The 10,541-nt window shown below is 60.1% G+C and carries 10 protein-coding genes and 5 pseudogenes; 6 read left to right on the top strand and 9 right to left on the bottom strand.

Annotation, left to right across the window (positions count from 1 at the left end):
- Nucleotides 1-126 precede the first annotated feature (126 nt).
- The 5 genes and pseudogenes from IB272_RS32330 to IB272_RS32310 form a co-directional block, all read left to right on the top strand.
- A pseudogene (locus IB272_RS32330) lies at nt 127-333 on the top strand (thermonuclease family protein); the annotation flags it as partial.
- Nucleotides 334-561: 228 nt separating this feature from the next.
- Entirely contained in the window at nt 562-1,608 is a 1,047-nt protein-coding gene (locus IB272_RS32325) for an IS110 family transposase (RefSeq protein WP_018858522.1), read from the top strand.
- Nucleotides 1,609-2,066: 458 nt separating this feature from the next.
- Nucleotides 2,067-2,690, top strand: coding sequence for an Rrf2 family transcriptional regulator (locus tag IB272_RS32320; protein WP_018858523.1), 624 nt, complete (start codon nt 2,067-2,069; stop codon nt 2,688-2,690).
- A 93-nt stretch (nt 2,691-2,783) separates the two neighbouring features.
- A complete protein-coding gene (locus IB272_RS32315) occupies nt 2,784-3,233 on the top strand; it encodes a carboxymuconolactone decarboxylase family protein (RefSeq protein WP_018858524.1) in 450 nt (149 codons plus the stop codon).
- Between the two features lie 358 nt (nt 3,234-3,591).
- Nucleotides 3,592-3,866: pseudogene (locus IB272_RS32310) on the top strand (HU family DNA-binding protein).
- Nucleotides 3,867-4,023: 157 nt separating this feature from the next.
- Here IB272_RS32310 and IB272_RS32305 read toward each other — a convergent pair.
- Both IB272_RS32305 and IB272_RS32300 read right to left on the bottom strand, forming a co-directional pair.
- Entirely contained in the window at nt 4,024-4,194 is a 171-nt protein-coding gene (locus IB272_RS32305) for a hypothetical protein (protein ID WP_192445764.1), read from the bottom strand.
- 836 nt (nt 4,195-5,030) lie between these two features.
- Entirely contained in the window at nt 5,031-5,339 is a 309-nt protein-coding gene (locus tag IB272_RS32300; protein WP_029742943.1) for a DUF736 domain-containing protein, read from the bottom strand.
- Nucleotides 5,340-5,868: 529 nt separating this feature from the next.
- On the opposite strand from IB272_RS32300, the gene IB272_RS32295 reads away from it, so the two are divergent.
- Entirely contained in the window at nt 5,869-6,051 is a 183-nt protein-coding gene (locus IB272_RS32295; RefSeq protein WP_244496880.1) for a hypothetical protein, read from the top strand.
- Nucleotides 6,052-6,054: 3 nt separating this feature from the next.
- On the opposite strand, the pseudogene IB272_RS35220 reads toward IB272_RS32295, so the two are convergent.
- The 7 genes and pseudogenes from IB272_RS35220 to IB272_RS32265 form a co-directional block, all read right to left on the bottom strand.
- Nucleotides 6,055-6,159 (bottom strand): annotated as a pseudogene (locus tag IB272_RS35220) (antirestriction protein ArdC); the annotation flags it as partial.
- Nucleotides 6,159-6,556: pseudogene (locus tag IB272_RS32290) on the bottom strand (hypothetical protein); the annotation flags it as partial. The pseudogenes IB272_RS35220 and IB272_RS32290, both read right to left, overlap by 1 nt.
- Before the next feature lie 566 nt (nt 6,557-7,122).
- A pseudogene (locus IB272_RS35695) lies at nt 7,123-7,508 on the bottom strand (plasmid partitioning protein); the annotation flags it as partial.
- 7 nt (nt 7,509-7,515) lie between these two features.
- Nucleotides 7,516-7,692 (bottom strand): hypothetical protein, encoded by a 177-nt coding sequence (locus IB272_RS32280; RefSeq protein ID WP_029742947.1) that lies wholly within the window; start codon nt 7,690-7,692, stop codon nt 7,516-7,518.
- Nucleotides 7,693-7,707: 15 nt separating this feature from the next.
- Nucleotides 7,708-7,920, bottom strand: a complete 213-nt coding sequence (locus IB272_RS32275; protein WP_156400721.1) for a hypothetical protein — start codon at nt 7,918-7,920, stop codon at nt 7,708-7,710.
- Nucleotides 7,921-7,983: 63 nt separating this feature from the next.
- On the bottom strand, nt 7,984-8,295 hold the full coding sequence (locus IB272_RS32270) for a DUF736 domain-containing protein (RefSeq protein WP_060520075.1): 312 nt from the start codon (nt 8,293-8,295) through the stop codon (nt 7,984-7,986).
- An 875-nt stretch (nt 8,296-9,170) separates the two neighbouring features.
- Complete coding sequence (locus tag IB272_RS32265; RefSeq protein ID WP_192445763.1) at nt 9,171-10,022, bottom strand: DUF932 domain-containing protein; 852 nt, start codon at nt 10,020-10,022, stop codon at nt 9,171-9,173.
- Between the last annotated feature and the right edge of the window lie 519 nt (nt 10,023-10,541).

Here is a 10,541-nt window from a genome sequence, read left to right as displayed (position 1 = left end):
ATGCAAAACAACGACCCAGGGGAGCACCAACTGGCCGGCTTCAGAGCGGAATGGTGGCCGGCATAAAATCGGAATAGGTGGCCGGCTTCGTTTCGGAATCAGCGGCCGACTTCACCGGAATGCGCAGCAGAGCTCGGTGAAGCCGCAAAGTACCGTCTGCTCGTGCTCCTAAATGCCGGGGAATTTTCGCTCACCAGCGGCTTGCGCGATGCAGATCGCAACGGCCGGAAGCTGCGGACAGTGCTGCGCAACGGATCATCGCTCGGCGAAATCATGATATCCGAGGGCCTGGCGCGCAGCTGGGAGGGACAGCGTCGGAGCTGGTGCAACTGACGCAGCCGAAGGCGATGAGACCTGTCGCGGCTTTCGCCCCGCCACTCTTGAGGCAATGAGCGTATCAGGCAGAGGACGCATCCTGCGTCCGGCGCCAATTCGCGCGCCGCTTGACCGGTTAAAAGGGTCGCCGCAGGAGGGTTAGCAAAAGTATCGGACGGTGGCTGATGATAAAACGCGGTCAGTATGACGCAGCCACATTTTATCATCAGAGAGAGGAGCGCATCCATGAAACATTATGTCGGTCTCGATGTCTCCATCAAGGAGACGAGTGTTTGCATTGTCGATGAGAACGGGAAACTCTGCCGAGAACGAAAGGTCGCGTCACACCCGGATGACCTCGTCGCTATTTTGAACGATCCGGCGCTAAACCTGGACAGGATCGGTTTGGAGGCCGGTCCATTATCGCAATGGTTATTCGACGGATTGGCTAAAGCAGGCTTCCCGGTCGTCTGCATCGAGACTCGCCATACCAAAGCCTTTCTTGAAGCACTCCAGCAAAACAAAAGTGACCGGAACGACGCGAGGGGCATCGCCAATATGATGCGCGTCGGCTTGTTCAAGGATGTGCATGTGAAGACGCTTGGGAGTCAAAAGCGCCGCGCGTTGCTGACAGCACGCTCTTTGCTGCAGGAAAAGGCGATCGATCTTGAGAACGAGATGCGCGGCCTTCTGCGCAATTTTGGACTGAAGGTCGGCCAGACCTCTGGCGGCACCTTCGAGCGGAGGATTCTGGAACTCGTAGAAAATGATGCTGAACTGGTAGAGATCATGCAGCCTCTGCTCGACGGCCGGCGCAAATTGCGAGAGGGTCTTGCCAAACTCGAGAAGCGGGTTCGCAGCGAGGCAAAAAATGACGACGTTTGCAGGCGCTTGATGACTGTGCCTGGGGTCGGCGCTGTCGTCTCGCTCGCCTACGTCGCGACTGTCGACATCCCGACGCGCTTCCGGCATTCACGTTCGGTGGGAGCGGTACTTGGCTTGACGCCTGTACTCAACCAATCGGGCGAGGTGAGCCGGGTTGGGCATGTCTCACTTCGCGGCGATGCCATGATGCGACGGCTTCTTTATGAAGCCGCCCAATCAATGATGACCCGCGTAGTGAAATGGTGCTGGCTGAAGGCTTGGGCCATGAATGTCGCGAAGCGACATGGCAGCAAGAAAGCGAAGGTGGCATTGGCTCGTCGTCTCGCGGTCGTCATGCATCGAATGTGGGTGGATGGTTCAGAGTTTCGCTGGACGAAAATAGAGCCCCCTACGTCGGTGGCAGCCTAGCTGAGGGACCGAGAAAATATCTTGAAGCCAATTCAGAGTTCCGCGTAGCAGCGGAAGGCGTCCTTCGCGGACGACGGTGATGCGAGTTCGTGGCGGCGTTTATTCCGATGAATTTTCATCAGGATGCAGCATAGATTGGACCGCATTATCTACGGAACCCCATCATGGGAGGACTTTGTGCCGATCCCGGAGAGAAGCGCGGGCCGCGAACGTCAAACGCTATGTGGTGTACAGGTATGACCGGCCGGCGTTTGCCGAGCAGCGATTTCGGCTGCTCTGCGCCAACAGCAGACTTCGGGCAACGCGAATCTGAGATCAGAAACCGGAGTTTCTCTCGATTGCATTCGGCTCATCAGTCGAACTCTGCTTGGGACCGTTTGACAATTTCGCCGTTGACTCTTTAACGCGGATAGAGTTAGGTTGCGTTAAGTCTAATGCGGACTTGATGAGGTGGCGTTATGTCGAATGATGAGGGGCAAGTTGACGCCGAAGGCGATCAACACCCGGCCAATAGCGGGATGCCTGATCGACGCAAAGGCGTGAGTCTGTTCGGGGTCTCGGTCGAATACGGGCTTCACACCCTGCTGTGGCTCATCTCCGAGCATCCGAAGCGCGCGAGCAGCCGAGACCTCGCAGAGATGCAGGGCGTTCCCACCGCCATGCTGGCGAAGATCATGCCGAAGCTGGAAAAGGCCGGGATCGTCTCATCGAGCGATGGGATCAGCGGCGGCTACGAACTGGCCAAGCCGCCAGCGAATATCTCTGTGCTTGAGGTCGTGGACGCCATCGAGGGCGATCGAAAACTGTTTGATTGCAAGGAGGTCCGTCGAGGCTGTGTTCTGTTTGGCGGAACGCCGCCACCATGGTCGGTGGATGGTGTCTGTCGCATTCATGCGGTCATGCTGCGCGCTGAACGGCGCATGCGTTCTGAACTCGACAAGACGAGCCTTGCCGATCTTGCGCAGGGCGGAAGACCGGAAGAATTCGAAAACCTTGTCGCGGACTGGTTCCGCGACCGGACATCGGCACGGGAGACGGCGCGCGTCACGGCGCTGAGAGAAGGACGCCGCTCTCCACGCTGACGACACCACGGAGAATTCGGAAATTCCTGCCGACGGCGCGCTGTGCCGGCGACGGGAGAACTGCAACCATGAGAAACAGGAAAGGAACCATCCATGGCCCGTCTGAACTGGTACGAAGTAGCTCCCGAGGGCGCAAAGGCGCTGTTCGGTGTCCACCACTACGTCACGAAGAACACTAATCTGCCCGAGGAGCTAATCCACCTCGTCTTCCTCCGGGTCTCCCAGATCAATGGCTGCGCCCACTGCATCGACATGCATGGTCGCGATCTTCGCAAGACCATGTCGGTCGACAAGGTCGCTCTGGTATCGGTCTGGGACGAAGTGCCCCATCTGTTTACCGACCAGCAACGCGCAGCCTTGGCTTGGGCCGAAGAAGTGACCCGGGTCAGCGAAACGCACGCATCCGATGAAGCGTATGCCGCAGCAGCCTCGGCCTTCGAGCCGAAGGACCTGGTCGATCTGACGATCACAATCGCAGCGATGAACGCTTTCAATCGTCTGGGTGCCCCTTTCCGTCTCCCGGTGTCGGCCAAGGCGGCCTGAGCCAACCAAGGCGGGCGGGGCATCTCCACTCCGTCCGCCGAACTCGGTCCCAGCAGTCTTGCAATCATTTCAGGCGTGTCACGACCGCTTAGGGCCGACTGCGGACGATGCGTCCCGTCGGCTTGGGATCGGCGGGAATGTGCTTGACGTTACCCCGCCGATTAGAGAAGCGCCGCCGCCAGGCGGAACCCGGGACCGACTATCCCCGGCAAGCGGCTCCATTTGAAGCCACCTTTACGAAACATCACCCTCGTGAATCGATTGGCAGCGATCGATTCATATAAGTCGTTGGAGGTGCAACTGCCCGATCGACGATGCTCGAGCCATGGGGCGTATGGGCCCGCGCGGACAAGAGCGGGTGACGACAACGAATGAAATCGCCGACAAGATCGCAACCAACCATGGCCTCACCAAAGTGCAAAGCAAGGCGATCGTCGAAGCAGTCTTCTCTGCGATCACGACTGCCGCGGAATCGCCGAGACTTCCATTCCGGGCTTCGGCAAGTTCAAGGTGAAGGATACGCCTCAACGCGAGGCACGCAATCCGGCCACGGGAGCGACGATCAAGGTCGCGGCAGCCAAAAAGCTCACTTTCGCGCCCGCCAAGGCGTTGAAAGATGCCTTGAACCAATGAGCTTTGTTCGCGTGCGCGATCGGGCGCGTCGCGAAAACTCTCTTTGCATGCGCAGGCCGCCATGGCGGCCTTCGCATGCAAAGAGACCGAGTCCGGCGGACTCGGCTCCATCTTCGATCCATAGCCGCTGGCAAGACACTGAATGGGAAATGCCGGCTTAGAAGGGCGGCTCAGGTACAGCTCTGTCTTCCTGCTCCGCCGTGATGATTGCCAATTCGGCTTGCGCCAGTTCCAGCTCAATTTTGATCGCGCGCCGTTCACTGTCGCTGATGGTCCCGGTCAGTTCAGCCCGCAGTTCTTCGATCTGGATTTCGAGAGAATGGGTCATCTTCGTTTCCCTGACGTTTATGACCGACAGTCCCGAGAAGGGGATGGCTGAGTCAGGGATCGCAACAGCGACCGGCAGAGCCGGCGAGTGGGGGAGCCGATTTCCGGGGCAGCAATCAGGCTGCGGGAGGAAATTGGGGGCACCACTCGTCCTTGAGGCCTGCATGCCCGCTTGGTACAATCGGATATTCTGAGCAGCTTTTCCGCAAGCCGTATGGCACCAAGAAAGCCGGACCGGGCTCGTTGCCGGGTCCGGCTTCGTCTTCTCGACACAAGAAGAGGCCTCACCGGCGCGCGAAGCCACCCGCGCCTGTTGCTCCTACACCGACCGCGGCAAACTGAGCTCGAGCCAAAGTTCCGGCCAGGTTCGCCAAATTGATGTCGCGCGGAGTGAACATCGTCGGCGAATTCCTTCAAATTCATGGCGATACGGGCTATGTCGTCATTGAAGCTGAGGGGATTTTTCCTGATACGCGGACGACATCCTTTACGCGCTTCGCCAAATTCCTGGAAGCACGGAAATTCGGTTGCGTGGAAGAGATAGCTGGGTGGCGATGGCTATTCGTTCGATCCGGGATACAACAAATCGATGTCGATTGTAGGTCATCGAGACGCATTAAGACGTGTTTGAGACATCTGACAATCTGCGCAAGAGCAAATCCCAACATCGGGTAGGTACGGCGGTTGGCGCGCCTTTGCAGATATTCGGACTGCACAAAACCGGCCCGAGAAATTTGCAACTGATGAAATCCCGCTTCCGGTACCAAGACCGCCAAGACGGAGCCATGTTTTCCTGCATTGCTGGGGGCCCCGCCGGCGGCGAGGCCCCTGGAAACCTCAGTCCCTGCTCGGGCGGGACCAGATGAGCTGGAGTCCGTCTTCGCCTTCCACTTCAGCGAGCGTTGCGTAGATCGGGGCAGGGAAGCTCGGATCGTCAAGCTTGACCGACAGGTAGTCGCGGCCCTGCTCGGAGGTCTTCTGCCAGGCGGCGCCGAGTTCAACGCTGCCGGCGTAGACGCGGAACTGCGGGCCCTTGTCGGAAGGGTTCTCGACCCGGGCGATGCGCGCCTTGACGTTGAGCGCGAGGGTGCGAATGGAGCCGGTGAAGCCGTTTTCGGTGGAGGTGAAGGTGCCGATGGTTGCCATTGTCGTATTCCCTTTCTTGTGTATCGGGCCGCGCCCATCGCGGCCTCGATGGCTGTCGCAAAGACCGGTGACGATCGGACCGCACCCAGCCGGGGTCCCCATCGCGCCCGCGCGTTGGGGTGGCGATTAGGCCGCAATAAAATGGAGGGCGGCAAGTCGCAGATTTGTTAGTGGGAGAGGAGGAGACCGAGCTGGGGTCCTCGCTCGACTTGTCGAGTGGGGTAGGTTGGCTCGGGGGTAAGAAATCTGAGGCTGCCGTTGCGGCAAGACGATCGAGGCGAAGCCGGTCTCCGGTCAGACATGCCTCATCGAGCCCGCAGATGGGTTGCCGGAAACTCTGACGTGAAGGGATATGGCAAAGGCGTGTCGCAGCGCTCGCCGGTGCACAAACGGCACCCGTCGCCTTGACCCACCATGGCCTTTGTCAACCCGCATCAATCGGGGCATCCGCTTCCGCCTCAATGTGCCCGTTTGCCCGACATACCCGGTGGGATATCGTTGCTCTCGCTTGTCGCAGCCTGGAGGATCAATGCGTCAGCAGATCAAGCCGTTCATGTCGAACGCAAACCGTCCCGCGAACCCAAACCCGATGCCGAGAGACCAATCGATCTGGGGAAGGCTGGACGCTGACATCATCGCACAAGGTCTCAAGGAGCCGTTGGATACGGATCAGGCGGCCGCCACCGGTGGTGACGGCCGCGCTCAAGCATGAACATCATGCCGCTGCCTTCACTTCCGCCTCTGGCTGCAACGAATGCATGAAGCTGACGGCCCGCTGCGCGTGAGCCGCCGCCTGGAAAATCGCCTGTTTGTCGTTGGCACTGCGCCCTCCGCTGCCATTCTGAGCGCGTGGGACTGGACCTCCATGTCGGCCGCGAACTCCCGCTTGCGTTGGGCGGCGCTGTCATAGCCAACCGGGCCATCGAGGTCCTCGTCGCGGGCATCGTTGGACGCCTTGGCGGTGGCGTCGCGCGGCTCGGTCACGGCGCGGGAGTAAAACTGTCCAGCGCCGTGCGCCGATCCGACAAAGGTCCCGACGATGCGCTGCAGATGGATCTGCATGGCCTTTTAGCCCAGGCCTTCGGAGAGGCACTTGGAAGTGTGGATGATCAACCGTTCATGAAGGCTGCGGATGCCATCGCTGTCGACGACTGCTGTCCGAAGCTTTCGGCGATCTTCAATGCCTGGGTGGCGTGGGGGCAGGAAAGGCGGACCATTGCGAGGGTGGTGCCGCGGCGAGGTTGCGATGACCTGGTGTTGGCAATCCGGTTCGGGCCCGATATCAGTTCCAGACCGAGAGAAGGCGACATGGCCAAGCGCGGCATGCCGACCGAAACCGGGCAAGTGTAGCACTGGCGCCGTCGTCTCAGGTCCGCCTATTCCCGCCTGTACCTCACAGCCGCATGATCGCGATACTCAAGCTCGCCGATAACCTGCTTGCCTGTTTGCAACGGCGTCGAGTTCCCGCCATCATTCGAAGGTCAGCAGATGCGAGAGACGGAGATTGGATCGGCGCCTTTCCGGCTCCGGACCTTCACCGTCGTCGCCTGTCTTTCGGCAGGCTCCGCAATCTGCCGGGTCAGGGCAATCGAGATGCCGCTGCGCGTCATCGTCGCAAGCGGCCGACGGACAGCGACAGCACTCACGAGACAGGTAAAGGCGCTGGATGCCGTGACTATATATCCAGCACCAGATCACCAATGCGGGCAACGGCCAAAACATCCGCGCTGCTGGAAAACTCCACCCCCGTGGGTGATGCGATGTTCGATTGAATGGCGGAGGGTCATGCTGCAGCCCTCTTATCGATGTCATGATCATTCTTCTCGTCGGCTGGTAGAACTGCATCCAGTGGATCGCCATCGACCGCGTCGTCGTGATCCTCTTCGGCGGGATCGTGCCCATCGCCGACGCCACATTCTGAGGTCCCGCGCCAATGATATCGGTCGCAGCGCCGGCGCGGACCCAGCCCGGCAGCTCGTCGGCTGGCGGCGCGAAGCGGCCCAACGCATGGACGAAGTGCTCGTTTGCGAAATGCTCGACGAGCGCCGCACGGGTTTCACGTACCTTCGGCCGGGGCTGGACGGACGCCTCCGCGCAAGAGCCTTCCAGCGCCTGGCGCGACAGGCATAACAAGAACTCCTCCGAACCCATGTTCGGCAGAAATTCGTCGGGAGGCTCAATGAGCCGCAAAGGGATAGAGCTCGTGGATGACCTCAAGGTCATCGCCAGCGTCGATCTCGTCAGAGGGAAGGACGCCGTATTCGCCGTCGACTTCGAAGACGGTGACCGGGACCATCAGGTCGCGGGAAAGCTGGAACGCGTGGGCCTGCGCAAGAGAAAGGTCGTGCGACATATGGAAGGCTCCATCTCAGGAGCGGGCCAATTCCCGATCGACGGCGTCCTGGCTCAGGGCCGGATCTCTTCGAATGCCGGTCATTTCATGCTGCGCTTCAGATCGAAAATCTGGATCATAGCGGTCGAATTTCGACCGCGAAATTGCAGGATTCATCAATGGACCAACGACGCCAGGAAGCAGCGCGCATTCCTGATTTCGGCCCGCGTTGCCCAATGTACTGTTCAATGGTCATTGTCGGCTCCCGGCGTTGGAAGAGGGGCCCCGCCTGGCGGCGGGGCCTGCTGCTTGTTAGTCCCAGTTCGGGCGCGACCAGATCAGCTGGTAGCCATCTTCACCTTCACCCCCCGCAAGTGTCGCGTAGATCGGAGCAGGAAAGCTTGGATCATCGAGTTTCACCGAGAGGTAGTCTTTACCGGTCTGCTCGGAGCTCTTCTGCCAGGCCGCGCCGAACTCGACGTTGCCGGCATAGATGCGGAAGTGGGGGCCCTTGTCGGAGGGAGATTCGATCCGGGCGATGCGAGCCTTGACGTTGAGGGCCAGGGTGCGGATCGAGCCGTTGAAGCCATTTTCAGTGGAGGTGAAAGTGCCGATGGTAGCCATGTCGAAGTTCCTTTCTGTTTTTTCGGGCCGCGCCCTTCGCGGCCTCGATGGCTGTCGAAAGGACCGGGGACGATCGGACCGCACCCATTGGGCCGCAATGAAATGGAGGACGGCAAGGGACACTTTTGTTGGTTGGCGGGGAATGGCGGCCTGGGCCGCCAGGGGCAAGAAAAGTGCGCTTGCCGTTGCGGGCGGACGATCGAGGCGTCAGCCGTTTTCCGGTCAGACACGCCCCATCGAGCCCGCGCAGGGAGCGGCCCGAGGCACGGAAGAAACATCTCCATGGCAACGAAGCAGGCCAACACTGATCAAAACGTTCGGCGGTCGTCCACAACCTGCGAATGCCGCCGGAACCGACTTTCGCCGTTACTGTCTCCATCCTCGATCAAGGCCCAGCTGCCAATCCCGTCGCGCGAATTCGTTTGATCGCGACCCGTCCAATGGTGGAGACATGCGCCAGCAGACAAGACCGTTCATCGTTGAAATCAAGCCGTCCAGAAAACCGCGGAACTAGGCGCAAAAGGCGTCGATCTGGGGAAAAATGGACCTGCGCGTGACCGACGAACCCATTGCAGCCAATTCGGCAGAACAGGGCCCGTCCGCGGCGACCGATGTCGTCGCTCACCGTCAGAGCGAGCGTCCTTCAGTTGCCTGATGGATGCCCATGGGCGCTTGTCCCAATCCAGCGTTGCTGCACATCCAGTGCCAGACCGACCAGGCAAACTGTCCAGGTCGACGCGAGCGTCCTTCGCGCTGGCGTCTTCCGGGTGGGCAGGGGAGTTTGAGGGGCGGGGCTTTGGGGCGCCCCTCAAGGCACGCGATCGCCTCGCGTCCAGATGCATACCGGACGCGAGGAAATCGATCGGCCGAGAAGGTCAGCGGCGGAGCAATGCGGCCATTCTCTCACCAATGAGCCAAAGAGCCTTGTTGAGCTTGATGTCCTGATCGATGCCGTTAATCGGTCGAGACGTCGATCGGCGCGCTCTGCCGAATTCATCACGCCTTACGCCACGCAATCCACCTTTAACGCTGTTCTCCTGAACGACATTCCACACGGTCCAAAGGTCTTCTGCCCTGTCCTCGATGCGGCGTGGCACCAGCAATTGCTCCGGTTTGATCGGGTTCGTTACCGACCCTTCCGCGTCGCCAAAACGAACGAGGTGTGCAGCCTCGGCCAGGACTTCCCTTGCCTCACGCCCCACTCTTAAGCCTGACCAGTCCTGCGGCGCCGCCAGAGTGCGCTCCGCCTCCCCAAGGACGCGATAGGTGCCCTCGACCACCTTGCCTTGAACATCACCGGAGTGTCGGACTTTGATGGCGTCGATCGTTCCCGTTTGCGCAACGAGCGAGTTGAGGCAGCACACGCGGAAAAGCCCTGCGAGCAATTCGTATGCGCTCGTTCCGTCATTTGCATTCTTGAGCAGGATTTCGCAGACGGTATCGCCGACGTGATAGATATTGCCATCATCGAGACGGCGAAGCCGGATGAGGTGCTTTGTAAAATTCGCCTTTCCTTCGGTGCGGCTAACCGATTGGCGCGCTCCGACCGGCATGAACCCCTCCTTTGCGAGACCGCGCAAAATCTCGATTGTCGGGATCGGCTTGAAGCGCTCGGAGCGGCTCTCGTGCGCTGAGGTGGCAAATATCGAAGGTGCAAAGCCACGCATCTCGTCCTCGGTGAGAGCTCGACCGGTGTCAAATCGGGCAGTTTTGGCGTAAATGCTCATTGTCATTTCTCCGTTTCCCTTGGACCGCGAAGCAGGGCCGCGTCCTGCTTCCCGGGGCCGCGCGAGCGGTGGGGACGGAGGGGAAAACAGTCTTTGCGGGGAACCGCCTGCACGAAAGCGCAAGCGAAGGAAGGTGGGCGAAAGACTGTTTAGGGGAGAGAAGGGGCAAAGACCCTCGGCCCCCTCGACCGATCGCGGTCGATCGGTCAACCAACAATGAAGCGTATCGGAGCTTTCAGCATAGCGCCGCTTCAGCGGGAAAGCGGGAATTCGCGTCACGCGAAGGGCGGGAAAAGGGCCGCCGCAGGAGCTTTAACATAGTGGCCCGAAGGGAAAGCGGGACCGACTGCCCCCGACCGTAGCGTTCCACCAATCAGGCACGTGAAGCCCTCGCGTTGGCAGCGCACTCTCGAGCATTCACGCGTGCGGGCAAAATGCTTCCTTTGACGCGCGTTGCTGAAACTCGGGGACAATAGCTGCGTCCGACCAAGCACCGACGAACGTCGGAGAAGGCTAGGA

This window comes from Ensifer sp. ENS08, from assembly GCF_014852195.1.
GTDB lineage: Bacteria > Pseudomonadota > Alphaproteobacteria > Rhizobiales > Rhizobiaceae > Ensifer > Ensifer adhaerens.
The sequence above is the reverse complement of the archived record's forward strand: the minus strand, read 5'-3'. Positions and strand labels throughout refer to the sequence as shown.

Bases quoted from the DNA above. Each gene is read 5' to 3' on its own strand.
- IB272_RS32325 (WP_018858522.1), top strand. From the start codon at position 562: ATGAAACATTATGTCGGTCTCGATGTCTCCATCAAGGAGACGAGTGTT.
- IB272_RS32320 (WP_018858523.1), top strand. From the start codon at position 2,067: ATGTCGAATGATGAGGGGCAAGTTGACGCCGAAGGCGATCAACACCCG.
- IB272_RS32315 (WP_018858524.1), top strand. From the start codon at position 2,784: ATGGCCCGTCTGAACTGGTACGAAGTAGCTCCCGAGGGCGCAAAGGCG.
- IB272_RS32305 (WP_192445764.1), bottom strand. From the start codon at position 4,194: ATGACCCATTCTCTCGAAATCCAGATCGAAGAACTGCGGGCTGAACTG.
- IB272_RS32300 (WP_029742943.1), bottom strand. From the start codon at position 5,339: ATGGCAACCATCGGCACCTTCACCTCCACCGAAAACGGCTTCACCGGC.
- IB272_RS32295 (WP_244496880.1), top strand. From the start codon at position 5,869: ATGCGTCAGCAGATCAAGCCGTTCATGTCGAACGCAAACCGTCCCGCG.
- IB272_RS32280 (WP_029742947.1), bottom strand. From the start codon at position 7,692: ATGTCGCACGACCTTTCTCTTGCGCAGGCCCACGCGTTCCAGCTTTCC.
- IB272_RS32270 (WP_060520075.1), bottom strand. From the start codon at position 8,295: ATGGCTACCATCGGCACTTTCACCTCCACTGAAAATGGCTTCAACGGC.
- IB272_RS32265 (WP_192445763.1), bottom strand. From the start codon at position 10,022: ATGAGCATTTACGCCAAAACTGCCCGATTTGACACCGGTCGAGCTCTC.